Annotated in this window: 19 protein-coding genes and 1 pseudogene; 15 read left to right on the top strand and 5 right to left on the bottom strand. The window is 66.6% G+C overall.

Annotation, left to right across the window (positions count from 1 at the left end):
- Positions 1 to 309 (top strand): annotated as a pseudogene (locus tag UU9_RS02735) (NAD+ synthase); the annotation flags it as partial.
- A 279-nt stretch (positions 310 to 588) separates the two neighbouring features.
- Here the strand turns inward: UU9_RS02735 and UU9_RS02730 are convergent.
- On the bottom strand, positions 589 to 1443 hold the full coding sequence (locus UU9_RS02730; protein ID WP_040670073.1) for an outer membrane protein assembly factor BamD: 855 nt from the start codon (positions 1441 to 1443) through the stop codon (positions 589 to 591).
- A 70-nt stretch (positions 1444 to 1513) separates the two neighbouring features.
- Here UU9_RS02730 and rluD point away from each other — a divergent pair, with 70 nt between their 5' ends.
- The 3 genes from rluD to pgeF all read left to right on the top strand — a co-directional run bounded on the left by rluD (position 1514) and on the right by pgeF (position 4840).
- A complete protein-coding gene (gene rluD / locus UU9_RS02725; RefSeq protein WP_007080184.1) occupies positions 1514 to 2488 on the top strand; it encodes a 23S rRNA pseudouridine(1911/1915/1917) synthase RluD in 975 nt (324 codons plus the stop codon).
- 183 nt (positions 2489 to 2671) lie between these two features.
- On the top strand, positions 2672 to 4060 hold the full coding sequence (locus UU9_RS02720) for a hypothetical protein (protein WP_007080183.1): 1389 nt from the start codon (positions 2672 to 2674) through the stop codon (positions 4058 to 4060).
- A 21-nt stretch (positions 4061 to 4081) separates the two neighbouring features.
- Positions 4082 to 4840 carry a peptidoglycan editing factor PgeF gene (gene pgeF, locus UU9_RS02715; RefSeq protein WP_040670092.1) on the top strand — a complete coding sequence of 253 codons (759 nt, stop codon included), beginning with the start codon at positions 4082 to 4084 and terminating at the stop codon, positions 4838 to 4840.
- A gap of 3 nt (positions 4841 to 4843) precedes the next feature.
- Here the strand turns inward: pgeF and otsA are convergent, their stop codons facing one another.
- Genes otsA through otsB form a run of 3 tightly spaced genes read right to left on the bottom strand, consistent with a single transcriptional unit; the run spans position 4844 to position 8890 of the window.
- On the bottom strand, positions 4844 to 6268 hold the full coding sequence (gene otsA / locus UU9_RS02710) for an alpha,alpha-trehalose-phosphate synthase (UDP-forming) (protein WP_007080181.1): 1425 nt from the start codon (positions 6266 to 6268) through the stop codon (positions 4844 to 4846).
- On the bottom strand, positions 6268 to 8088 hold the full coding sequence (locus UU9_RS02705) for a glycoside hydrolase family 15 protein (RefSeq protein WP_007080180.1): 1821 nt from the start codon (positions 8086 to 8088) through the stop codon (positions 6268 to 6270). Before UU9_RS02705 ends, otsA begins: the two co-directional genes overlap by 1 nt.
- Entirely contained in the window at positions 8048 to 8890 is an 843-nt protein-coding gene (gene otsB / locus UU9_RS02700; protein WP_007080179.1) for a trehalose-phosphatase, read from the bottom strand. The genes UU9_RS02705 and otsB overlap by 41 nt, the downstream gene beginning before the upstream one ends.
- A gap of 157 nt (positions 8891 to 9047) precedes the next feature.
- On the opposite strand from otsB, the gene clpB reads away from it, so the two are divergent.
- Positions 9048 to 11645 carry an ATP-dependent chaperone ClpB gene (gene clpB, locus UU9_RS02695; RefSeq protein ID WP_007080178.1) on the top strand — a complete coding sequence of 866 codons (2598 nt, stop codon included), beginning with the start codon at positions 9048 to 9050 and terminating at the stop codon, positions 11643 to 11645.
- A 68-nt stretch (positions 11646 to 11713) separates the two neighbouring features.
- Here the strand turns inward: clpB and UU9_RS02690 are convergent, their stop codons facing one another.
- The gene (locus tag UU9_RS02690; RefSeq protein WP_007080177.1) at positions 11714 to 14152 is read right to left on the bottom strand and encodes a TonB-dependent receptor plug domain-containing protein; all 2439 of its coding nucleotides are present in this window, start codon (positions 14150 to 14152) and stop codon (positions 11714 to 11716) included.
- A 262-nt stretch (positions 14153 to 14414) separates the two neighbouring features.
- Between UU9_RS02690 and UU9_RS02685 the strand changes: the two genes are divergently transcribed.
- The 10 genes from UU9_RS02685 to tolQ all read left to right on the top strand — a co-directional run bounded on the left by UU9_RS02685 (position 14415) and on the right by tolQ (position 23753).
- Positions 14415 to 14729, top strand: a complete 315-nt coding sequence (locus UU9_RS02685; RefSeq protein WP_007080176.1) for an FmdB family zinc ribbon protein — start codon at positions 14415 to 14417, stop codon at positions 14727 to 14729.
- A 91-nt stretch (positions 14730 to 14820) separates the two neighbouring features.
- Complete coding sequence (gene aspS, locus UU9_RS02680) at positions 14821 to 16575, top strand: aspartate--tRNA ligase (RefSeq protein ID WP_007080175.1); 1755 nt, start codon at positions 14821 to 14823, stop codon at positions 16573 to 16575.
- A 96-nt stretch (positions 16576 to 16671) separates the two neighbouring features.
- Positions 16672 to 17301, top strand: a complete 630-nt coding sequence (locus UU9_RS02675) for an esterase/lipase family protein (RefSeq protein ID WP_007080174.1) — start codon at positions 16672 to 16674, stop codon at positions 17299 to 17301.
- Positions 17302 to 17394: 93 nt separating this feature from the next.
- A complete protein-coding gene (locus UU9_RS02670) occupies positions 17395 to 18114 on the top strand; it encodes a YebC/PmpR family DNA-binding transcriptional regulator (RefSeq protein WP_007080173.1) in 720 nt (239 codons plus the stop codon).
- A 64-nt stretch (positions 18115 to 18178) separates the two neighbouring features.
- Positions 18179 to 18757 carry a crossover junction endodeoxyribonuclease RuvC gene (ruvC, locus tag UU9_RS02665; RefSeq protein ID WP_007080172.1) on the top strand — a complete coding sequence of 193 codons (579 nt, stop codon included), beginning with the start codon at positions 18179 to 18181 and terminating at the stop codon, positions 18755 to 18757.
- Positions 18754 to 19350, top strand: a complete 597-nt coding sequence (gene ruvA / locus UU9_RS02660) for a Holliday junction branch migration protein RuvA (protein WP_007080171.1) — start codon at positions 18754 to 18756, stop codon at positions 19348 to 19350. The genes ruvC and ruvA overlap by 4 nt, the downstream gene beginning before the upstream one ends.
- 2 nt (positions 19351 to 19352) lie before the next feature.
- Positions 19353 to 21254: a potassium transporter Kup gene (locus UU9_RS02655; protein ID WP_007080170.1), complete on the top strand. Its 1902-nt coding sequence runs from the start codon at positions 19353 to 19355 to the stop codon at positions 21252 to 21254.
- A gap of 129 nt (positions 21255 to 21383) precedes the next feature.
- A complete protein-coding gene (ruvB, locus tag UU9_RS02650; protein WP_007080169.1) occupies positions 21384 to 22424 on the top strand; it encodes a Holliday junction branch migration DNA helicase RuvB in 1041 nt (346 codons plus the stop codon).
- A 163-nt stretch (positions 22425 to 22587) separates the two neighbouring features.
- The gene (gene ybgC / locus UU9_RS02645) at positions 22588 to 22992 is read left to right on the top strand and encodes a tol-pal system-associated acyl-CoA thioesterase (protein WP_007080168.1); all 405 of its coding nucleotides are present in this window, start codon (positions 22588 to 22590) and stop codon (positions 22990 to 22992) included.
- A gap of 74 nt (positions 22993 to 23066) precedes the next feature.
- Complete coding sequence (gene tolQ / locus UU9_RS02640) at positions 23067 to 23753, top strand: protein TolQ (RefSeq protein ID WP_007080167.1); 687 nt, start codon at positions 23067 to 23069, stop codon at positions 23751 to 23753.
- Positions 23754 to 23760 lie beyond the last annotated feature (7 nt).

Genomic DNA, 23760 nt, shown 5'->3' with positions numbered 1-23760 from the left:
CCCGAATCCCCAATCCCGGAAGAAGTCATCAACCGCCCGCCCTCGGCCGAACTGCGCGACAACCAGACCGATCAGGATTCGCTGCCTGCGTACGACGAACTGGATGGCATCCTCAGCCGCTTCATCGAACGCGAGCAATCACAGGCGGAGATCGTGGCGCAGGGTTTCGATGCCGACACCGTGCATCGCGTGGTGCGCCTGGTACTGGCCAACGAGTTCAAGCGCCGCCAGTCCGCGCCGGGACCGCGGGTGACTACGCGCGCGTTCGGACGAGAGCGGAGGTACCCCATCACTTCCGGATGGAAGTGATAAAGCACTCCGCAATCCATTCGCCTCATCGCTGACAACCGCGACCATGCCCATGGAGCGATCCTGCTCACCGCGATCGCTCCCTCTCCCCCGCGGGGAGAGGGTTGGGGAGAGGGGCCGGTGCTCGCCAAGAACCCCAAAAAAACCAACTTCCTGAAGCCAAATGTCTGACCGGCTTTCGCCGCCGAAAACCACTCCGCAACCATCCGATAACCCATCCCCCAACACAAAAAAACCGGCTCAACGCCGGTTTTTTTCCTTCACCCGAACCCCCCTGGCTCAGTGATGCCCCGAAAACGGCACCATCTTGCGCAAGGTGGACGGCGGATGCGGCCACTTCGGGTCGTCCAGATAGGGATGATCGGGATAATTCAGCGCCAGCACCTTGCGCACCTTGTCGCTCTGCTCCTTCTGGTCCATCGCCAGATAGCTGCGGGCCAGGATGGCCAGCGCGTCACCGGTCTGCGGCGCCTGCTGGTAATGCTCGATCACGTACTGGGCGCGATCGGCCGACGCCACGTAAGCCTTGTTGCGCAGGTAGAACTCGGCCACGTTGATCTCGTACTGGGCCAGCACGTTGCGCAGGTAGATCATCCGCTGGCGCGCATCGGCGGTGTAGGCGCTGTCCGGGAAGCGGCGCGCCAGCTCGGAGAAATCGTCGAACGCCTGCAGGTTGTAAGCTTGGTCGCGCCGCGACTGCTGGTCGCTGCGCTTGAGCAGGCGTTCGATCGCGCCACCGGTGCGGTCGAAATTGATCAGGCCGCGCAGGTAATAGGCATAATCGACGTGCTTGTTGGTCGGATACGTCTTGATGAACCGGTTGACCGTCGAAAGCGCGTCGTCGGGCCGGTTGGCCTTGTACTGCGCGTAGGCCAGTTCCAGCTGCGCCTGCTCGTTGTACTCACCCGAGGGGAAGCGTGCGATCAGGCGCTGGAAAGCCTTGCCGGCGGCGGCGTAATCGGATTTCTCCAGCGAGACGTGCGCCTTGTTGTACAGCGCGTCCACCGGCATCGTGTCGAGCGAGTCGTGCTTGTTCTTGAATATCGAGCAGGCGCTCAGCGACACGACCACGGCGATCACGACGAGCCCCTTCAGGACAGGCAAGTCGAACTTCAGCAACTTCATTACGCGCATGGGAAAGAATTCAGATGTTTGATCGAAAAGGCATGATAGCGGAAACCGGCCCGGCCTCGCGGAGCCCGGCGTGACCACCATCAGGCAGGAAGCGGCGGTGCCATTGACCGCCGCAGGACGCAGGTTCGACCAGGCTTTGGCCGAGATGTTCCCCGATTATTCGCGCTCGCGGCTCAGCGGCTGGATCAAGTCCGGCGCAGTGACGCTCGACGGCGCCACCGTGCCGCCGCGCCAGTTGCTGCGTGGTGGCGAGCAGGTGGTGCTGCAGGCGGAGCTGGAGAACGAGGTTACCAGCGCGCCGGAAGACATCGCGCTGGACATCGTGCACGAGGACGACCACCTGCTGGTGCTGAACAAGCCGGCCGGCCTGGTGGTGCACCCCGGTGCGGGCAATCCGGCGGGTACCCTGCTCAACGCGCTGCTGTTCCACGACCCGAAACTGGCCGAACTGCCCCGCGCGGGCATCGTGCACCGGCTGGACAAGGACACCTCCGGCCTGATGGTGGTGGCGCGCACGCTGCCCACGTACACCGCGCTGGTCGACCTGTTGTCGCGGCACGAGGTGGAGCGCCAGTACGAGGCCGTGGTGCTGGGCACGATGGTGGCCGGCGGCACGGTCGACGAACCCATCGGCCGCAGCATGGGCGATCGCCTGCGCCAGGCGGTGCGCGACGAGGAAGACGGCAAGCGCGCCGTCACCCACTACCGCCTGCGCGAACGCTTCCGCGCCCACAGCCTGGTGCAGTGCCAGCTGGAAACCGGGCGCACGCACCAGATCCGCGTGCATCTGGCGCACATCCAGCACCCGCTGGTCGGCGATCCGCTCTACGGCGGCGGGCTGAAACTGCCCAAGGGCGCCTCGGCGGAACTGGCTGCCACGCTGCGCGGCTTTCGGCGCCAGGCGCTGCACGCCGAAAAGCTCTCTTTCGTGCATCCGGCCACCGGCGAAACAATGTCCTTCAGTGCCGAACGGCCGGAGGACCTGCAGTTGCTGATCGAGGCGTTGCGGGCGGATCTGGCCGAACATGGCTCGGACCACTACTGAGGCGGGGGAAGAAAACCCAAGCGCGCGACGCTCTTCGATTCCCGATTCCCGATTCCCGATTCCCGATTCCCGAGAAAATGACCGATCCCGGACTTTTCCCAACTGGCCCACGCCACCGCGGGTGCGCGTGGCAGGACATCCGAGTATGCAGCCTTGACGACAACTGATATCGGGAGAGTCGCGATGCCGCGACCACGCTGGTTCCTGCCCGCGCTTTTCGCCATCGTCCTGCTGGGTTTGGCGTTGCGCTGGTGGACCGCGGTGGGCACGCAGGTTGACGTTCCCATCCGCAATGATGCCCGCGACTACGTCAGTTATGCGGCCAATCTCACCTTGCATGGTGTGTATTCGTCCGACCCCCGAGTGCTGGTGGGCCAGTTCAATGGACAGCTGTTGCCGGACGCCAAACGCCCGCCCGGTTACCCCTTGTTCCTGGCACCATTTTTCGATCCTGGCGACCTGGGTGGCTTCATCCATCACGTGGTGGTGGCGCAGGCATGGCTGGGCGCGCTCGTGGTGTGGCTCATCGGCCTGCTGGCGGCGCGGTTGCTTGGCTGGTTGTGGGCGATCCCGGTGGCGGTGCTTACGGCGCTGAGTCCACATCTGGTGGTCTACGTGCCGTACCTGCTTACAGAAACGCCGTTTTCCCTCGGGCTCACCGGTTTCGTGATGGCGGCGGCATGCGGGCTGATGGCGCCATCACCGAGGCGACGGGCCGCGCTGATGGCAGTTGCGGGCCTCTGTCTGGGCGTGGCCTGCCTGCTTCGGCCCACGCTGGACCAACTGGCTTGGGTCGTGTTCGGTCTGGCCCTCGCCGTGCCGGCGTGGCGGCGCCAGTGGATGATGACGTCGATATTCCTGCTCGGTTTCGTTGCCGTGATGACGCCATGGTGGGTGCGGAATACGCAGGTTTCGCACCAAAAGCAGTCGCATGCGATGGCGGTGACGATTCATCAGGGCAGCTATCCGGACATGATGCGCGGAGGCGATCCTGCGACCTTTGGTTATCCCTACCGTGGTGATCCGGCGGCGGCGCAAGCCGAGTCCAGCGTGCGCGCCGCGCTGGTCGATCTCGCGGGCAAGTTTCGCGCTCATCCCTGGCAAATGCTCCGCTGGTATGTGGTGGGCAAGCCGATGGCGCTGTTTGCCTGGACGGAGCAGAGCGGCTGGAAAAATCTGTTCGAATATCCCGTGCATCGCTCGCCGTGGCTCTCCAATCATGGCTTGATCGTCCTGATGTCGGTGATGGTGGGCCTCCACCCGCTGCTGATGCTGCTGGGGCTTGTCGGGACCCTGCTTGCGTTTGTGCCGGCGGCAACCCGGTGGCTGTCCGCGCCAGCCGTCATGGGCATGCGGGCGGCGGCCTTCATCCATGCCTATTTCGTGCTGGTGCATTTGGCGGCACTGCCACTGTCGCGCTACAGCGTGCCGTTTCGGCCGTTGACTTATCTGTTGGCGGTCTTCGCGCTGGGATGCCTCGTTACCTGGGTGCGGCGGCGGAAGGCTGGACGTCCCGAGGCCGGGGCACAAGGGTCAGAGCAACGTCATGCGGCGGGGGCTGGCGATGTTTGATTGTTCGTGGACCATGCCGCCATGACCGAATCCTGGATTTTCCCCGACTGGCCGGCGCCGCCGCGGGTGCATGCGGCTGTCACCACGCGGCACGGCCCGGGTGTGTCCGTGGCGCCGTTCGAGCGTTTCAACCTTGGCTTGCGCAATGGCGACGTGGCCGAGGCGGTGGCTGCCAATCGCAGTGCCCTGCAGCAGGCGCTGGCGTTGCCTGCGGCGCCGCGCTGGTTGCGGCAGGTGCACGGCAGCGAGGTGGCCGAGCTGGGGCCGTTGCCCAGCGTCGACGAGCCGGTGGCCGATGCGGCGGTGTCGCGGGTGCCGGGCACGGTGTTGTCCATCCTCACGGCCGATTGCCTGCCCGTGCTGTTCTGCGCCGTGGATGGGCGCGAGATTGCCGCCGCGCATGCGGGTTGGCGCGGGTTGGCCGGCGGTGTGCTGGAGGCGACGCTGGAACAGATGGCGTCGCCGCGCGGCGACGTGCTGGCCTGGTTGGGGCCGTGCATCGGCGCGGCGTCGTACGAGGTGGGCGATGAGGTGCGCACGGCTTTCGTGGCGCACGACGCCGCCGCCTCGGCGTGCTTCGCGCCGACGCGTCCCGGCCACTGGCTGTGCGACCTGGCCGGGCTGGCGCGCCAGCGTCTGCAGGCGGCTGGCGTGCGACAGGTCAGCGGCGGTGGCTTCGACACCTTTGCCGACCCCCGTTTTTATTCGTACCGCCGGGACGCCGCCGGCAGCGGTCGTTTCGCCAGCCTGATCTGGATGGAACCGTCCCGGCGCGGCTGACGCTCAGCCCAGCGTCTCGGCGACCCGACGTTGCGCCACCGGCGCTTTCTCGGTCAGTGCGCTGAGGAAGGCTTTGCGCCAGAACGTGATGTCGTTGTGCTCCAGCACCTTCATCATCGCCCGCCAGCGATCGCGCCGTTCGGGCAGCGGCATGTTGAGCGCGCGCTGCAGTGCGTCGGCCACTTCCTCGGTGTCGGCCGGGTTCACCAGCAAGGCGGTGGGAAGTTCCTGCGCCGCGCCGGCGAAGCGCGAGAGGATCAATACTCCCGGGTCGTCGGGATTCTGCGATGCCACGTATTCCTTGGCCACCAGGTTCATGCCATCGCGCAGCGGCGTCACCAGGCCAACGCGCGCGCTGCGGTAGTAGCCGGCCAGCAGACGGTGGGGAAACGATTTGTTGATGTAGCGCAGCGGTGCCCAGTCGGGGGTCGCGTACTTGCCGTTGATGTGGCCGGCGCTGCGCTCCAGTTCGCGGCGGATCTGCCGGTATTCCAGCACGCTGCCGCGCGAGGGCGGCGCGATCTGCATGAAGGTGACCTGGCGGTGCAGCTCCGGCGCGCGTTCCAGCAACCGCGCGAAGGCCTCGAAGCGCTGCGGCAAGCCCTTGGAATAATCCAGCCGGTCGACGCCGATGATCAGCGCGCGCCCGTCCAGGCTGGTGCGCAGCTGGTTGATTTCCTTGTGCGCGCCGGCGTCGCTGGCCGTCCTGGCGATACCCGCGGTGTCGATGCTGATGGGGAATGCCGCGGCGCGGAATACCCGCCCGCCGGCCGAGCGCATGCGTCCGCCCAGGCGCATGGAGGCGCCCGCTTCATGCAGGAAGTAGTCCTCCAGCGCGCGCAGGTCGCGGGTGGTGTGCACGCCGATGAGGTCGTAGCTGGCCAGGGTTTCCAGCAGCTCGCGGTGGTTGGGCAGCGCGATCAGCAGGCCGGCGGCCGGCAACGGCGTATGCAGGAAGAAGCCGATGCGGTTTCTGACGCCGCGCTGGCGCAGCATCGCGGCCAGCGGAATCAGGTGATAGTCGTGTACCCACAGCACGTCCTCGGGCGTGATCAGCTGGCACAGGTGCTGGGCGAAGATCTCGTTGACGCGCAGATAGCCTTCCAGATGGCTGCGCTGGTAGTCCACCAGGTCGGGCCGGTAATGCAGCATCGGCCACAGCGTGCCGTTGGCGAAGCCGGTGTAGAAGTCGTCGTGGTCGGCGCGCGAGAGGTCGATGGTGGCGTAATCCACCTTGGCGTCGTGCAGGCGATGCACCTCGGCACCGGTTTCCGCGGCCAGCTTGCCACTCCATCCGAACCACAGGCCGCCCAGTTCGTGCAGCGCCGCCTGCAGGGCGGAGGCCAGGCCGCCGGTCGCGGTTTGTCGCGGCAAGGCCACCCGGTTGGAGACAACGACGAGGCGCCCCTTGGCGTTGCGGTTGGCCATCACAAGGCGTCCTCCCAGCGGCGCGACAAGCGCATGGCGGCCTGGATCAACCCCACCAGCGAATAGGTCTGCGGATAATTGCCCCAGTGCTCGCCGCTGTCGGGGGCCAGATCCTCGGACAGCAGCCCCAGCGCGGTGCGCTTCTTCAGCATGTGCTCGAACATCGCGCGCGCCCGATCCTTGCGGCCGGTGGCGGCGAGTGCCTCGATGTACCAGAACGTGCAGATGTTGAAGCTGGTTTCCGGCGCGCCGAAATCGTCCGGGGCGATATAGCGGAACAGGTATTCGCCGCGCCCCAGCGCCGCGCCGATCGCGTCCACGGTGGCGATGAAACGCGGGTCCATCGGCTCGACGAAGCCGATGTCGGCCAACAGCAGCAGGCTGGCATCCAGGTGCTCGCCGTCATAGGCATCCACGAAATGCCCCAGCTCCCCGTTCCACGCGCGCGCCTCGATGCGCGCATGCAATTGCACCGCCTCCTCGTGCCAGTAGCGCGCGCGGTCGTCCAGGCCCAGTTCGGTGGCGATGTGCGCCAGCCGGTCGCAGGCGGCCCAGCACATCGCCGCCGAATAGGTGTGCACCGCGGCGCGGCCGCGGAACTCCCACAGCCCGGCGTCCGGCTGCTCGGCGGTGCGCAGCGCCAGCGCGCCCATGCGTTCCAGCCGCTGGAAGGTGAGCTTGTCGCCGCGATGTTCCAGCCGGCGGTCGAAGAACAACTGCGCCGACGCCAGCACCACCGAACCGTAGACGTCGTTCTGCCGCTGGCGCCAGGCGTCATTGCCCACGCGCACCGGGCCCATGCCGCGATAGCCGGCCAGGCTGAGCACCTGCCGCTCGGTCAGCTCGCGCTCGAAGGTGATGCCGAACACCGGCCCGATCTCCGCGTCCCCGGTTTCCGGGTCCGGTTGCGCCGCGATCAGGTTGAACACGTAGCGGATGTATTCCTCCATCGTGCGGGTGGCGCCCAGCCGGTTCAGCGCGCGCACGGTGAACGCCGCGTCGCGCAGCCAGCAGTAGCGGTAATCCCAGTTGCGCGCGGTGCCGGCCGATTCGGGGATGGATGTGGTCAGCGCCGCCACGATGGCGCCGGTGGCCTCGTACTGGCACAGCTTGAGCGTAATCGCCGCGCGGATCACCGCGTCCTGCCATTCGTACGGCACCGAAAGGTAACGCACCCACTCGCGCCAGTATTCCAGCGTGCGTTCCAGCATCAGGTGGAAAAACACCGTCGGGCTTTCGCTGAGGGTTTCGTCGGGGCCGAAGATGAAATGGGCCGGGCGATCCAGACCGAACGCCAGCCCGCGCTCGATCAGCGGCGTGGCCACGTCGCTGGTCAGGCGCTGCACCACGCTGCTGAGCAGGTAGCGGATGTGGTTGCTGCCCGAGGTGGTGGGCGCGGCGCGCGCGCCGTAGTCGCACAAGGGGCGCAGGCGCACGCGGATGCGCGGCGAGCCGCTGATCGGGCTGACCCGGCGCGCCAGCATCACCGGATGGTAGAAGCGGCCGTTGGAGCGATGGCGCGGGGCGAAATCGATGATTTCCACGGCGTCGCCGTGGCGGCTGAAAAGGCGGGTGACCAGCACGGCCGTGTTCTGCAGGTAGTACTGCTCGGCGTGGTCGAAATCCTCCAGCTCGATCGACCAGTCGCCGCCCTCGGTGATGGGCGACAGCAGCGCGCAGAAGCTGGCGTCGTCGTCGAAGCGCGGCAGGCAGCACCATACGACGCGCGCATGGCTGTCGATCAGTGCGGCAACGCTGCCGTTGCCGATCACGCCAAGCTCAAGGCTGGCGGGCAGTGTGGCCTCCGGGGATTGGGGCATGGGCGGGGGTTCCTTGCATCAGAGCGTCCAGGACGCGATCCAGCCAAGCTTGCGTGGCAGCGGGGCCAGACAATGTGAAACGGGCATGGGTGGGCTCGCGGTCACCTACACGCACGCTGATGCCGTGACCTTGATTGATGCTGGCAAAAGCGTGCTCGTCGGTGAGGTCGTCGCCCAGGTAGATCGGCAGGCGGCCGCGGAACGGTTCGCTGTCCAGCAGCTCCAGCAGCGCCTTGCCCTTGTCCATGCCCTCCGGCTTGAACTCCAGCACCAGGTTGCCCGGCTGCAGTTCGTAGCCGGGCAGCTGCGGCAGCAGGGCGATGGCCGCCGCATGCAGCGGCGCGAACTGCGCGGGCGCGCGGCGGCAATGCAGGGCGATGCCGTTGTATTTGTCCTCCCACGTCACGCCCTCGAAACGGGCGGCCAGCGCCTGCGCCGCGCGGCACAACTGCGCCTGCCGCGCGGGGTCGGTGGTGATCTCGCGAACGCTGCCATCGGCGCGGCGCAACTGCAGACCATGCAGGCCGGTGGCTGCCCAGTGCGAGGCGCCGAAGATGCGGTCCAGGTCAGCCAGGCCACGCCCGCTGACCAGCGCCATGGCCCCATCGAGCGCGCGGTGCAGCGCGTGCAGCAGCTCCCGCAGGGGGGCGTCGGCACGTACCGCCAGCGGGTCGTCGACGAAATCCAGCAAGGTGCCATCGACGTCGAGGAACAGCGCCCAGCGCGTATCGGCGGCAGGCAGGGGCGGCGGTGGAAGCGCGACGGACGGCGCGGTCGCGGTGGCGGGGTTCGCGGTCGACATCCGGATGACTCTAGCAAACGCGGTGTGAAAGGAAGCTCGCGAGCGGTCGCGGTTGCGTCGACCCATGCGGCAAGACGTACGCTTGAATCGCCGGGGAGCGTCCGCATGTCGCATGTCAGCGGCGCGCCTCGCGCCAACCTTGATGGTGGACATCACGATGCGAATGGACAAACTCACGTCGCGTTTCCAGCAGGCGCTGGCCGACGCACAATCGCTGGCCGTGGGCCGCGACAACAACATGCTGGAACCGGCCCACGTCATGGCCGCGCTGCTGAACCAGCAGGGCGGCTCGACCGCGCCGCTGCTGACCCAGGCGCAGGTCAACGTGCCGACGCTGCAGCAGCGCGTCAACGACATGCTGGAGCGCTTGCCGCGGGTCAGCGGCGAGGAAGGCAACATCAACCTCGGCAATGATCTGAACCGCCTGCTCAACCTCACCGACAAGCTGGCCCAGCAGCGCGGCGACCAGTTCATCGCCAGCGAGCTGTTCGTGCTGGCGGCGCTGGAGGACAAGGGCGAGCTGGGCACCGCATTGAAGGCGGCCGGCGCGAACAAGGCCAATCTGGAAGCCGCGATCGAGAAGCTGCGCGGCGGCGAGAAAGTGCAGAGCGAGAACGCCGAGGAACAGCGCCAGGCGCTGGAGAAATACTGCATCGACCTCACCGAGCGCGCCGAGCGCAACAAGCTCGACCCGGTGATTGGCCGCGACGAGGAAATCCGCCGCACCATCCAGGTGCTGCAGCGGCGCACCAAGAACAACCCGGTGCTGATCGGCGAGCCCGGCGTGGGAAAGACCGCGATCGTGGAAGGCCTGGCCCAGCGCATCATCAAGGGCGAAGTGCCCGAGGGTTTGCGCGACCGCCGCGTGCTGTCGCTGGACATGGGCGCACTGATCGCCGGCGCGAAATTCCGCGGCGAATTCGAGGAGCGATTGAAGGCGGTGCTCAGCGATCTTTCGAAGCAGGAAGGCCGCGTGATCCTGTTCATCGACGAGCTGCACACCATGGTCGGCGCCGGCAAGGGCGAGGGCTCGATGGACGCCGGCAACATGCTGAAGCCCGCGCTGGCCCGCGGCGAGCTGCACTGCATCGGCGCCACCACGCTGGACGAATACCGCAAGTACATCGAGAAGGACGCCGCGCTGGAGCGGCGCTTCCAGAAAGTGTTCGTGGGCGAGCCTTCCGTCGAGGACACCATCGCGATCCTGCGCGGCCTGAAGGAGCGCTACGCCGTGCACCACGGCGTGGAAATCACCGACCCGGCGATCGTGGCGGCGGCCACGCTGTCGCACCGCTACATCGCCGACCGCCAGCTGCCGGACAAGGCGATCGACCTGATGGACGAGGCCGCTTCGCGCATCCGCATGGAGATCGATTCCAAGCCGGAGGAACTCGATCGGCTGGAGCGCCGGCTGATCCAGCTGAAGATCCAGCGCGAGATGCTGAAGAAGGAAAAGGACAGCGAATCGAAGCAGCGCCTGGCCGACCTGGAAACCGACATCGAGAAGCTGGAACGCGAGTTCTCCGACCTCAACGAAATCTGGAAATCCGAGAAGGCCGCGCTGCAGGGCACGACCAAGGTGAAGGAGCAGATCGAGCAGGCCAGCCAGGAATTGGAGGCCGCCCGGCGCGCGCAGGATTACGCGCGCATGAGCGAGATCCAGTACGGCAAGCTGCCCGCGCTGGAGAAGCAGCTCGCCGTGGCACAGGCCGCCGAGACGCAGGATTTCAAGCTGGTGCAGACGAAAGTCACCGCCGACGAAATCGCCGAGGTGGTGGCGCGCTGGACCGGCATCCCGGTCAGCAAGATGCTGGAGGGTGAGCGCGACAAGCTGCTGAAGATGGAGGACGAGCTGCACCAGCGCGTGGTCGGCCAGGACGAGGCGGTACACGCGGTGGCCGACGCGATCCGCCGCTCGCGCGCCGGCCTGTCCGATCCGAACCGGCCGAACGGCTCATTCCTGTTCCTGGGCCCCACCGGCGTGGGCAAGACCGAGCTGTGCAAGGCGCTGGCCGAGTTCATGTTCGACACCACCGACGCGATGGTGCGCATCGACATGAGCGAGTTCATGGAGAAGCATTCCGTCTCGCGCCTGGTCGGTGCGCCGCCCGGCTATGTCGGCTACGAGGAAGGCGGCTATCTCACCGAGGCGGTGCGCCGCCGGCCGTACAGCGTGATCCTGCTGGACGAGGTGGAGAAGGCGCATCCGGACGTGTTCAACATCCTGCTGCAGGTGCTGGACGACGGCCGCCTCACCGACGGCCAGGGCCGCACCGTGGATTTCCGCAACACGGTCATCGTGATGACCTCGAACCTGGGCTCGCAGATGATCCAGGACGCCTCCGAAAGCAGCGGTGACGCGGAGGAGCAGTACACCCAGATGAAGGCCTCGGTGATGGGCGTGGTGCAGGCGCACTTCCGCCCCGAGTTCATCAACCGGCTGGACGAGATCGTGGTGTTCCGCCCGCTGGACAAGACGCAGATCCGCGCCATCGCCCGCATCCAGTTGCAGTACCTGGAGAAGCGCCTGGCCGAGCGCCAGTTGAAGATGGACGTCAGCGATGAGGCACTGACCTTGCTGGGCAACGTGGGTTTTGACCCGGTGTACGGCGCGCGGCCGCTGAAACGGGCGATCCAGCAGCAACTGGAGAACCCGCTGGCGCGGCAGATCCTGCAGGGCCAGTTCCAGGGTGGCGACACCATCGACGTGGTGGCCGAGGGCGGTCACCTGGAGTTCCGCAAGATCGGTGCGTGAGCTGATCGCCGACAACAAAAAGCCCCGGCACAAGGCCGGGGCTTTTTGTTGGATCGAACCGCTATCGCTTACCAGCGATACGCCACCTTGCCGTAGACATAAGCGCCGTTGAAGCCGAACGGTGAAAGCACCGAATAGGGCATGGTGCCGTTGTTGTCGTTGCCGACCATGGTCCGGTCGGGGTAGGTGTCGAGCACGTTGTCGCCACCGAGGGTGAACGTCCACTTGTCCAGGTTGTAGTTCAGCGCCAGGTCGAGCAGCCACTTGCTGTCGTAGGTCTGGTCCAGTGCCGGGTTGCTGGTGGCGTAGGAGGTGAACTTGCCGTAGCGGGTCAGCGTACCGTTGAAGCTCCAGCGGCCGAACGTGTAGAGCTCGTTGAGGATCAGCTTGCTGCGTGGCGTGCTGTCCGCCAGCAGGCCGAATTCGTCGCGGCGGTCGATGCGCTGCAGGTCCAGGCCCAGCGCATCCAGCGCTGCGGGGTTGGCCTTGACGCTGGTGACCTCGTTCTTGTTGTAGTTGTAGCTCAACGTGCTCTGCAACGAGCCGGCGTCGCCGAAGTCCGACCGATAGCTGCCCACGAAATCGACACCACGGGTGCGCGTGTCCACCGCGTTGGTGAAGTAGGCCACCCGGCTGTAGTTGGTGTTGGCGACGCCGTTGGCGGCCAGGTAGGCCTGGGCCTCCGGCGAGGCGATCGAGAGATTGCTGGACAGGCTGATGCGGTCGTCGATCTCGATCTGGTACAGGTCCACGCTGAGGTTGAGCGCGTCGCTGGGATTCCAGACCAGGCCGATGGTGTAGTTCTTCGATTTCTCCGGCTTCAGTGGCTGCCCGCCCAGCAGCGATCCGATCGCACTGGTGGGCGACACGATGCCGGTGTTGTAGATGCCCTGGGTCAGGCCAGCGGGCACGTTGCTCGCCCCGTAATAAAGCGACGAGGTATAGGTGTAGTACTGCTGCGCCAGCGAGGGTGCGCGGAAGCCGGTGGAAGCGCTGCCACGCAGGGCGAAGCTGTCGGTGAAGTCGAAACGTGCCGCCAGCGAGCCCGACGTGGTGGTGCCGAAGTCCGAATAATCCTCATGGCGTACCGACAGCGAGGTGCCAAGGCGGTCGGTGAGGTTGGTTTCGAGGTTTACGTACTCGGCCACGTTGTGGCGCGCGTGCGAGCCGGCATCGGCCGCCTGGAAACCGCCAAAACCCTGCGCGCCGCCGCTGCGTCCGGAGGTGCCCACGTAGTACGAGGCCGGGTCGCCCGCCGCGATCTCGTAGGTCTGGCGCAGGTACTCGGTACCGAAGGCCATGGTCACCGGATTGGGCAGCCAGCCCAGCGAAAATTCCTTGGCGATATCGATGTCGAACGATTGCTGCGTGGCCTTGAGGATGCCGTCGTGGAAGCGCGTGGGGCTGCTGCCGAAATCGTTGAGCCAGGCCACGTTGACGCTGTGGATGGTGGCGTACGACACCCGGTTGGCGCCGTAATTGCCGCTCACGTCCCAGCGCCAGCCGCCGGCCGTCTTGCCGCGCAGGCCCAGCACCAGTGACTGGTCGGTGGAATCGGCGTCTTCCAGCGGCAGGTAGCCGGTGGGATAGATCGACGGAGCCGCGTTGGAATGTGCCGTGTTGCGGAAGAACGCGGTCGACTCGCTCTGGCGCCGTCCGTAATGGCCGAACGCGTAGAGCTGCACGCCGGGCGTGAGGTCGTACTGGCCGTTGAGGAACAGGTTGTGGTCCTTCACCGCCGGGTCGCCATAGCGCTGGCGCACGCCTTCCTCGGGCCGGTTGCGATCCACGCCAGCGCGGTTGGTGTAGTCCTGGTGGCCATCCTGCAGGGTGAAGCGCAGCCAGCCCTGATCATTGTTGAGCGGAATCCCGAAGCTGGCGGCAGCCTTCCACAGGCGGCCATCACCGGCGGAATACTGGCCGCCGGTCACGTCGAGCGAACCGCCCTCGCCACCTTTCTTCAGCACCACGTTGATCACGCCGGCGATGGCGTCAGAGCCGTATTGCGCCGAGGCGCCGTCGCGCAGCACTTCGATGTGGTCGATCGCGGCCATCGGGATGGTGTTCAGATCCACCGCCTGCGAACCACGGCCCAGCACGCCATTGGTCAGGATGATGGCGCCCGGATGCCAGCGCTTGCCGTCCACCAGCACCAGCACCTGATCCGGCGACAGCCCGCGCAGTTGGGCCGGGCGCTGTGCATCGGCGGTGTCGGCCGCGGTGGGGCGCGGGAACGTCAGCGACGGGATGATCCGCGCCAGCGCCGTGGACAGCTCGGTGGTGCCGGTTTGCTGCAGCACCTCGGCGGAGACCACGTCGATCGGCGTCAGCGAGCTGCTCTCCGTACGGTTGTCGGCGCGGGTGCCGGTGACGATCACCGCGTCCAGGCGCTGGGCCTTGTTGGGGGATGGCGCGGTGACATCTTGCGCGGCGGCGCCGGTGGACAGCGCCAGCAGCGCCAGTGCGGGCAACCAGGTGGTTCGGCTCGAATCGGAGTGCTTGCTCATGGGGGATTTCCGTGGGAAAGGAATTGCTGCAGTGCAACGGGCTGCAGGTTAGGCTTACTCGTCGCGCGCGTCAATAGACGTATAGACGTCCAAATGGGATTGCGACCCCGGCGATGACCGCGCTTTCGCATGCCCGGGTGCCGAGACTACGCCGGCGGGGCGGCTGCGCCCATGGGTACGGTGGGACGTTGAAATCCGGTGTTGCGGGTCGATAATGGCGAGTTTCCATCGCCATCGCGATCGATCGACTACGGAGTTTCCCATGCCCATCTACGAATTCGAATGCAAGCATTGCGGTCATCATTTCGACCATCTGCAGAAAATGTCCGATGCCGATCCAACGGTTTGCCCCGCCTGTGGCGAGCCGCAATTGCACCGGATGGTGAGCGCGCCGTCGTTCCGGCTGGCTGGCAGCGGCTGGTACGAGACCGACTTCAAGAAGGATGGCGACAAGAAGCGCAACCTCGCCGGCGACCACGGCACCGCCGCGAAATCAGCCGCAAGCCCGGCGCCGGTGCCCGCGCCATCGCCCGCTCCGGCGCCCGCTCCGGCACCGTCGGCTGGCGGCAAGAGTTGATCCGCTGCCGCCGCAGTCCTCGGCGGCGGTGGTAGAATTCGCAGTCTTTTCCCCCGCTTTTGCCGCCAACGCGGCCCGGAGTTCCAAGCGCATGCGTACGCATCTTTGCGGCCTCATCGACGAGTCGCTGATCGGCCAGACCGTCACCCTGTGCGGCTGGGTCAACAAGATCCGTTTGCAGGCCCATGTGGCCTTCGTCGACCTGCGCGACCATGAAGGGCTGGCGCAAGTGGTGGTCGAGCGCGAGAACGCGGCTGCATTTGAGGTCGCCGGCGAGATCGGCAACGAATACTGCCTGCGCGTCACCGGCACCATCCGCCCGCGGCTGTCGGTCAACGACAAGCTGAAAACCGGCACCATCGAGCTGCTGGCGGACACCGTCGAGATCCTCAACGCCGCCAAAGACCTGCCGTTCGCGCTGCACGAGAACCCGAACGAGGACATGCGGATGACCTACCGCTACCTCGACCTGCGCCGCCCCGAGATGCAGGCGATGATGCGCAAGCGCATCAAGCTGGTGCAGACGCTGCGCCGCTATCTGGACGAACGCGGTTTCCAGGACGTGGAGACGCCGATCCTGACCAAGGCCACGCCGGAGGGCGCGCGCGACTACCTGGTGCCCAGCCGCGTGCACCCGGGCCAGTTCTACGCGCTGCCGCAATCGCCGCAGCTGTTCAAGCAAATCCTGATGGTGGCCGGCTTCGACCGCTACTACCAGATCGCCCGCTGCTTCCGCGACGAGGACCTGCGCGCCGACCGCCAGCCCGAATTCACCCAGCTCGACCTGGAGTTCGCCTTCGTCGAAGAGCAGGACGTGCAGGACTTCGTGGAGGAACTGATCCGCCACGTGTTCCGTGAGGTGCAGGGCGTGGAGCTGGATGCGTCCTTCCCCCGCATGACCTGGGCGGAAGCGATGCGTCGCTTCGGTTCGGACAAGCCCGACCTGCGCATCGCGCTGGAGCTGGTGGACGTGGCCGAGGCGGTGAAGCACGTCGAGTTCAAGGTATTCGCCGAGCCGGCCAACGACGCGGGCGGCCGCGTGGCTGCACTGCGCGTACCCGGCGGCAGCACGCTGTCGCGCAAGGACATCGACGTGCTGACCGAGTACACCTCGCGCTATGGCGCCAAGGGGCTGGCTTGGCTGAAGGTCGAGGACCTGGCCAAGGGCCGCGAGGGCATCACCTCGCCGGTGGCCAAGTTCCTGGATGACGCGGCGCTGGACGGTGTGCTCAAGGCCACCGGTGCGCAGACCGGCGACATCGTGTTCTTCGGTGCCGGTGCGTGGAAGACCGTCACCGACTTCATGGGCGCGCTGCGGCTGAAGGTCGGCAAGGATCGCGGCCTGGTCGAGGACAGCTGGAAGCCGCTGTGGGTCACCGACTTTCCGATGTTCGAATACGACGACGAAGCGCAGCGCTTCGTGGCCCTGCATCATCCGTTCACCGCGCCGAAGGTGGATGACGCCGCGCAGCTGCGCGCCGATCCGCACAATGCAGTGAGCCGCGGCTACGACATGGTGCTGAACGGCAACGAGATCGGCGGCGGCTCGATCCGTATCCACCGCCCGGACATGCAGAGCACGGTGTTCGAGCTGCTGGGCATCAGCGCCGAGGAGGCCGAAGCCAAGTTCGGCTTCCTGCTGAAGGCCCTGAAGTTCGGCGCGCCGCCGCACGGCGGCCTGGCGTTCGGCATCGACCGCATCGCCGCGCTGATGGCCGGCACCGAGTCGATCCGCGACGTGATCGCCTTCCCCAAGACCACCAGCGCGCAGGACCTGATGACCGACGCGCCTTCGCCGGTGGACGCCGCGCAACTGAAAGAGCTGCACGTCGAGGTGACGGAATAGGGCGTAGGAATACGGGCTGTTCAGCGCCTCTTGCGCAAGCTGGCCATGGCTGCTGGTACAAATCCCGAATCTCCAATCCCGAATCCCGGCGCTTGAATGTCCGATCACGTGATCCTGCTGCATGGCCTGTGGATGCGCGGCTTCGCGCTGGCCATGCTGCATCGCCGGCTGGCGGAGGCGGGGTTCCAGGTCGATCGCTTCGACTATTTGAGCGTGGCCGCCACCCAGCAGCGCATCCTCGACAAGTTGCAGGCCCGCATGCTTGCGCTGGGCGCCGATGGCGAGCCGGTACATCTGGTCGGTCACAGCCTCGGCGGCCTGCTGGCGCTGCGCGCCTGCGTGGGTGCCGAGCTGCCGTCCGGGCGCGTCGTCTGCCTGGGGTCACCGCTGAAAGGCAGCGCCGCGGCCCGCAATTTTTCCGCGTGGGGACGCGGCGGCGAGGTGTTGCTCGGCCATAACCGCGAATTGCTGGAGCAGGGCTTTGAGCGCTGGACTGGCGCCCGCGAGGTGGGCGTGATTGCCGGCTGCACGCCGCTGGGCCTGGGGGCCGTGCTCGGCCATCTGGACGGACAGCACGACGGTACCGTCGCGGTCGAGGAAACCCGCCTGGCCGGCCTGACCGCGCATTGCGTGGTGGAAGCCAACCACACCGGCCTGCTGTTTTCCGCCGACGTGGCGCGGCGAGCCGGGCTTTTCCTGCGCGATGGCCACTTCCCCGTCGAGTGAGCAGGCTGCGACACGCGTACGCAGGTGCCGGCACCGGGGCGGAAATCAGGTAAAATTGGCCGCTTGTCCAATGAGTCGAGTGCAGGCAACGCCATGGGTAGAGGCCCGTCCATCGAAGGTCGCAAGAACGCCGAAGACGCCAAGCGCGCCAAGGTGTTCACCAAGTTGATCCGCGAGATCACCGTCGCCACGCGTGCCGGCGTGGCCGACCCGGGGGGCAACCCGCGACTGCGTGCCGCGGTGGACAAGGCGCTGTCGGCCAACATGACGCGTGACACCATCGATCGCGCGATCAAGCGGGGTTCCGGCACCGACGGCGGCGCCGACATGCAGGAGCTGCGCTACGAAGGTTACGGCCCGGCCGGCATCGCGTTGATCATCGACTGCTTCACCGACAACCCCGTACGCACCGTGGCCGACGTGCGCCACGCGTTGACCAAGCACGGCGGCAACCTGGGCACCACCGGCTCGGTGGCGTTCCAGTTCAACCGCTGCGGCGAGCTGGTGTTCGAGACCGGCGGTGACGAGGCCGCGGAAGAAAAGGTGCTGGAAGCGGCGCTGGAAGCCGGTGCCGACGACGTCATCAACGAGAACGGCGAAAGCGCCGTGCTGTGCTCGCCGGACAGCTTCGAGGCGGTGCAGCAGGCATTGATCGACGCGGGTCTGAATGCCTCGCACGCCGGCGTGGTGATGCGTCCGAACAACCGCGTGGCGGTGCCCGAGGAAGCGCAGGAAACCCTGCTCGATCTGCTCGAGAAGCTCGACGCGCTGGACGACGTCAGCGACGTATCGCACAACGCCGTGCTGCCGTGAGCAAGGCGTTGGGATTCGGGATACGGGATTCGGGATTCGGTCGAAGCGCAAAGCCGCCGGCCCCATGAGCGAGGGCGCCGTGGCTTTTCCCGAATCCCGAATCCCGAATCCCGAATCCCGATCCGTAAGGATCCTGGGCATCGACCCCGGCAGCCAGCGTACCGGCGTGGGCATCATCGATGTGGATGGCACGGGCAAGTTGACCCATGTGTTCCACGGCGCGCTGGCGGTGGCTGGCGAGGCCACGTTTCCGTTGCGGCTGAAACGCATCTTTGACGAACTGTGTGACATCATCGCCGCCCATCAACCGGCCGAGTGCGGTATCGAGCGCGTGTTCATGGCGCGCAACCCGGATTCGGCGTTGAAGCTGGGGCAGGCGCGCGGTGCCGCGATTTGTGCGGTAGTCAGCCAGGGGATCACGGTGCACGAATATGCGGCAACCGAAGTGAAACAGTCCGTGGTCGGCAGCGGACGCGGCGACAAGGCGCAGGTACAGCACATGATCGGCATTTTGCTGGGGCTGAAAGGCCCGCTCCAGGCGGACGCCGCCGATGCGCTGGCGATTGCGGTGACGCACGCGCATACCCGCGCCAGCCTGGCCCGCGTGGGCATTCCGCGCACGGCCTGGAGGCGGCGCCGGTGATCGGTCGTCTGCGCGGCACGCTGCTGTCGAAACAACCGCCCTCGCTGCTGGTCGAGGTGGGCGGCCTCGGCTATGAGGTGGACGCGCCGATGTCCACCATCTACGACCTGCCCGGCATCGGCAAGGAAGTGATCCTGCTGACCCATTACGCGGTGAAGGAAGACAGCGCGGCGCTGTACGGTTTCCTGCGCGAGAGCGAGCGCACGCTGTTTCGCAACCTGCTCAAGGTCAGCGGCATCGGCGCGAAGATCGCGCTGGCGGTGCTGTCGGGCGTTTCCACCGACCACTTCGCGCGGCTGGTGCAGGCGGGCGATGTGGTGGCGCTGACCAAGATTCCCGGTATCGGCAAGAAGACCGCCGAGCGCATCGTGGTGGAGTTGCGCGATCGCGTCGACGGCCTGTCCAGCCTGCCCGGCACCACGTTGCCCGGCACCGCTGCGCCGCTGGATGCGGCCGGCGAAGCCACCGTGGCGCTGCAGCAACTTGGCTACAAGCCGGTGGAAGTCACGCGATTGGTGCAGAAGGTTGCTGCCGAGGGCGACAGCGCCGAGGCGATCATCCGCAAGGCGCTGCGCGCCGCGCTGGGGGCCTGACCGTGCACACGGAAAACGCCGGCGGCGAGGTATCGCCCGAGACCAAGCGCCGGGTGACGGCGCTGGCGCTGGGCGCCATCGGCGTGGTGTTCGGCGATATCGGCACCAGCCCGCTGTACACCATGAAGGAAACCCTCGGCACCCACGGCATGACGCCCACGCCGGCGGCCGTGCTGGGCGTGCTGTCGCTGGTGTTCTGGTCGCTGGTGATCGTGGTGTCGCTGAAATACGTGACCTTCGTGATGCGCGCGGACAACAAGGGCGAGGGCGGCATCATGGCGCTGATGGCGCTGGCGCAGCGTTCGATGAGCGGCTCGGCGCGGGCGCGCTGGACGCTGGCCGCGTTCGGCATCTTCGGCGCGTCGCTGTTCTACGGCGACGGCGTGATCACCCCCGCCATTTCGGTGCTGGGTGCGGTGGAAGGCCTGCAGATTGCCGCGCCGGGGCTGGGGCAATACGTGGTGTGGATTGCGCTGGTGATCCTGCTGTGCATGTTCGCGGTGCAGCGCTATGGCACGCACAAGGTCGGCAAGGCGTTCGCACCGGTGATGACGGTGTGGTTCCTGGTGCTGGCGCTGCTCGGCGCGCGACAGATCCTGGCCAACCCCGAAGTGTTGTATGCGCTCAATCCCTGGCACGGGGTGCGCTTTTTCATCCGCCACGGCGACACCTCGTTCATCGCGCTGGGTGGCGTGGTGCTGGCGCTGACCGGTGCCGAGGCGCTGTACGCGGACATGGGCCACTTCGGCAAGAAACCCATACGCGTGGCGTGGTTCGGGTTCGTGTTGCCCGCGCTGGTGCTGAATTATTTCGGACAGGGCGCGCTGCTGCTGAGCGACCCGCTGGCGATCGAAAGCCCGTTCTACCGGATGGTGCCCGAGGCGCTGCTGTACCCGATGATCGTATTGGCCACCGCGGCCGCCGTGATCGCCTCGCAGGCGGTGATTTCCGGTGCGTTCTCGATGACCCGCGAGGCGATGTCGCTGGGCTATTCGCCGCGCATGGCGGTGGTGCATACCTCGCGCGAGATGTCCGGGCAGATCTTCGTGCCGTGGGTCAACCGCATGCTGATGGTGCTGGTGATCGTGGCGGTGCTGTTTTTCCAGAGTTCGGACAACCTCGGCGCCGCCTATGGCATCGCCGTGACCGGCACCATGACCATGACCACGCTGCTGGCGCTGGTGGTGGCGCGCAAGCGCTGGCACTGGAACTGGCCCACGCTGGTGCTGGTGGGCGTGCTGTTCCTGATCATCGACCTGTCGTTCTTCGGTGCCAACCTGCTGAAGGTGGCGCACGGCGGCTGGTTCCCGCTGGTGCTGGGCGTGGTGATCTTCACCATGATGACCACCTGGCGCCGCGGCCGCGAGCTGGTGGTGCGCGAGATCAAGCAATCGGGCTTGGCGCTGGCGCCGTTCATCGAGAACATCGCCGAGCACCCGCCGCTGCGCGTGCCGGGCACCGCCGTATTCCTCACCGCCAACCAGAACGCGGTGCCGCACGCGCTGCTGCACAACCTCAAGCACAACAAGGTGCTGCACGAGCGCAACGTGCTGCTGACGGTGGAGATCCTGGAAACGCCGGTGGCGGAAGCGTCCGAGCGCGTGCAGATCACCGCGATGGGCAGCGATTTCCACGGCCTGGAACTGCGCTTCGGCTTCGCCGAGGACCCCAACGTGCCGCTGGCGCTGAGCCTGTGCGGCCGCGAGGGGCTCGGCTTCGACATGATGGACACCACCTTTTTCCTGTCGCGCGAAAACGTGGTGGCCGATGCGCGCCGCCCCGGCATGGCGCTGTGGCGCGACAAACTCTTCGTGATCCTGTCGCGCAACGCACTACCCGCCACCGCGTTCTTCCAGATCCCCGGCAACCGGCTGATCGAGCTGGGCGCGCAGGTGGAGATCTGAATTGACGGGATTCGAGATTCGGAATTCGGGATTCGCAAAAGCGCCGCACCGCTGGGGTATCGTGGGTGCGGCTACAGCGCCGCTCCGCCCTTCCGAATCCCGAATCCCGAATCTCGAATCCCGGCCCCAATGACCGAAGCCCGCATCATCACCGCCTCTGCCCAGCTCGACGACGAGGTGCTGGAAGCCACGATCCGGCCGAAGCAGCTCAATGAGTACCTTGGCCAGCAGGCGGTGCGCGAGCAGTTGTCGATCTATATCGAGGCGGCGAAGAAGCGCAGCGGTGCGCTGGACCATGTGCTGATCTTCGGCCCGCCGGGCCTGGGCAAGACCACGCTCAGCCACGTCATCGCCAACGAGCTGGGCGTCAACCTGCGCTCCACCTCCGGCCCGGTGCTGGAGCGCGCCGGCGACCTGGCCGCGCTGCTGACCAACCTGGAACCGAACGACGTGCTGTTCGTCGACGAGATCCACCGCCTGTCGCCCGTGGTCGAGGAAGTGCTGTACCCGGCGATGGAGGATTTCCAGATCGACATCATGATCGGCGAGGGCCCGGCCGCGCGCTCGATCAAGCTGGACCTGCCGCCGTTCACCCTGATCGGCGCCACCACCCGCGCCGGCATGCTCACCGCACCGCTGCGCGACCGCTTCGGCATCGTGCAGCGGCTGGAGTTCTATACCGCTGACGAGCTCACCGCGATCGTGCGCCGCGCCGCGAAGATCCTGGGCATCGCCTGCGCACCGGAAGGGGCGCAGGAAATCGCCCGCCGCTCGCGCGGCACGCCGCGCATCGCCAACCGCCTGCTGCGCCGCGTGCGCGATTACGCCGAAGTGCGCGCCGACGGCGAGATCACCCTGGCCGCGGCGCAGGCCGCGCTGGACATGCTGAAGATCGACCCCGAAGGCTTCGACGAGCTGGACCGCCGGTTGCTGGGCGTGATCATCGAGAATTTCGACGGCGGCCCGGTGGGCGTGGAATCGCTGGCCGCCGCGCTGAGCGAGGACCGCGGCACGCTGGAGGACGTGGTCGAGCCATACCTGATCCAGCAGGGCTACCTGATCCGCACCGCCCGCGGCCGCATGGCCAGCGCCAAAGGCTGGCGCCACCTGGGCCTGGTGCCGCCGCCGCGCCAGGCGCAGGCGGCGGACTTGTTCGATGCCGGCCCCTAGGCTGCCGTGGGAGCGGCTTCAGCCGCGATGCCGGGCCTTTTCCCGCACGAAGCATCGCGGCTGAAGTCGCTTCCACCGTGCGCTGCATCGGGGAGTCGCCGGGATTTGAACATCGCGCAGGCAGGCTGCATGCTGTCGCACTTTGTCGAAACGCGAGCCACCCATGCCCCCGACCGCCCCCTTCGCCTGGCCTGTCCGCGTCTACTGGGAAGACACCGATGCGGGCGGCGTGGTCTACCACGCCAGCTACCTGCGCTTCATGGAACGGGCCCGCAGCGAGTGGCTGCGCGCGCTGGGGGTCGACCAGTTCGCGCTGAAGCAGGCCACCGGGCTGGCGTTCATGGTCCGCGGTATGCAGATCGATTTCCTCAAGCCGGCCCTGCTGGATGATGAACTGCAGGCAACGGTCGCCGTCATGGAGCGGCGCGCAGCCAGTATCCTGTTCGACCAGACGATCACGCGCGCGGATGGCATCTGCCTGATTCGCGCCAGCGTGCGCGTGGCCTGCGTGGACATTCATCAGATGCGACCGGCGCCGATTCCCCCGGACGTGGCGCGGTTGTTCTGATGGCGCTCGCCGGCATCTGACGACGATAACCTTGGCTTCCACAACCCAGCCGACTGGCGGAGAACCTTCAAGCAATGAACGGTGGACTGAATATTTTCACGCTGGTCGCGCAATCGAGCCTGCCGGTGCAACTGGTGCTGCTGGTCCTGCTGGTGTTCTCCTTCCTGTCGTGGGTGATCATCATCCGCAAGTATTCGCAGACCAAGACCGCCATGGAGAACGCCGAACGCTTCGAGGAGCGCTTCTGGTCCGGCGGCGACCTGGCGCAGCTGTTTCGCGAAGTGAGCAATCGCGGCGGCGGCGACGGTGGCATCGAGAACATCTTCGAATCGGGCTTTCGCGAATTCGCCCGGCAGCGCCAGCGCAAGACGCATGACACGCGCAGCGTGATCGAGGGCGCCGAGCGCGCCATGCAGGTCACCGGCACCCGCGAGATCGGCCTGCTGGAGCGCAACCTGGAATTCCTGGCCAACGTCGGTTCGATCAGCCCGTACGTGGGTTTGTTCGGCACCGTGTGGGGCATCATGGGCGCGTTCCAGGGACTGGGCGAGATGAAGGACGTGACCATCGCGGTGGTCGCCCCGCACATTTCCGAAGCGCTGATCGCCACCGCCATGGGCCTGTTCGCGGCCATCCCGGCGCAGTGGGCGTACAACCGCTATGCCAACAAGGTCGAGCGCATCGCCTCGCGCTATGACGTGTTCCAGGAGGAGTTCTCCTCCGTGCTGCAGCGGCAGATCCAGACCGACGACGCGGCCTGAGCGGAGC

This window comes from Rhodanobacter fulvus Jip2, from assembly GCF_000264315.1.
In the GTDB taxonomy this organism is placed as follows: Bacteria; Pseudomonadota; Gammaproteobacteria; order Xanthomonadales; family Rhodanobacteraceae; genus Rhodanobacter; species Rhodanobacter fulvus.
Note: the sequence above shows the minus strand (reverse complement) of the source record. Positions and strands in the feature narration are given on the sequence as shown.

Bases quoted from the DNA above. Each gene is read 5' to 3' on its own strand.
- UU9_RS02670 (WP_007080173.1), top strand. From the start codon at position 17,395: ATGGGTAGAGGCCCGTCCATCGAAGGTCGCAAGAACGCCGAAGACGCC.
- clpB (WP_007080178.1), top strand. From the start codon at position 9,048: ATGCGAATGGACAAACTCACGTCGCGTTTCCAGCAGGCGCTGGCCGAC.
- ybgC (WP_007080168.1), top strand. From the start codon at position 22,588: ATGCCCCCGACCGCCCCCTTCGCCTGGCCTGTCCGCGTCTACTGGGAA.
- aspS (WP_007080175.1), top strand. From the start codon at position 14,821: ATGCGTACGCATCTTTGCGGCCTCATCGACGAGTCGCTGATCGGCCAG.
- otsB (WP_007080179.1), bottom strand. From the start codon at position 8,890: ATGTCGACCGCGAACCCCGCCACCGCGACCGCGCCGTCCGTCGCGCTT.
- UU9_RS02690 (WP_007080177.1), bottom strand. From the start codon at position 14,152: ATGAGCAAGCACTCCGATTCGAGCCGAACCACCTGGTTGCCCGCACTG.
- UU9_RS02730 (WP_040670073.1), bottom strand. From the start codon at position 1,443: ATGCGCGTAATGAAGTTGCTGAAGTTCGACTTGCCTGTCCTGAAGGGG.
- UU9_RS02705 (WP_007080180.1), bottom strand. From the start codon at position 8,088: ATGCCCCAATCCCCGGAGGCCACACTGCCCGCCAGCCTTGAGCTTGGC.
- ruvC (WP_007080172.1), top strand. From the start codon at position 18,179: ATGAGCGAGGGCGCCGTGGCTTTTCCCGAATCCCGAATCCCGAATCCC.
- pgeF (WP_040670092.1), top strand. From the start codon at position 4,082: ATGACCGAATCCTGGATTTTCCCCGACTGGCCGGCGCCGCCGCGGGTG.
- UU9_RS02675 (WP_007080174.1), top strand. From the start codon at position 16,672: ATGTCCGATCACGTGATCCTGCTGCATGGCCTGTGGATGCGCGGCTTC.
- ruvB (WP_007080169.1), top strand. From the start codon at position 21,384: ATGACCGAAGCCCGCATCATCACCGCCTCTGCCCAGCTCGACGACGAG.
- UU9_RS02685 (WP_007080176.1), top strand. From the start codon at position 14,415: ATGCCCATCTACGAATTCGAATGCAAGCATTGCGGTCATCATTTCGAC.
- otsA (WP_007080181.1), bottom strand. From the start codon at position 6,268: ATGGCCAACCGCAACGCCAAGGGGCGCCTCGTCGTTGTCTCCAACCGG.
- UU9_RS02720 (WP_007080183.1), top strand. From the start codon at position 2,672: ATGCCGCGACCACGCTGGTTCCTGCCCGCGCTTTTCGCCATCGTCCTG.
- tolQ (WP_007080167.1), top strand. From the start codon at position 23,067: ATGAACGGTGGACTGAATATTTTCACGCTGGTCGCGCAATCGAGCCTG.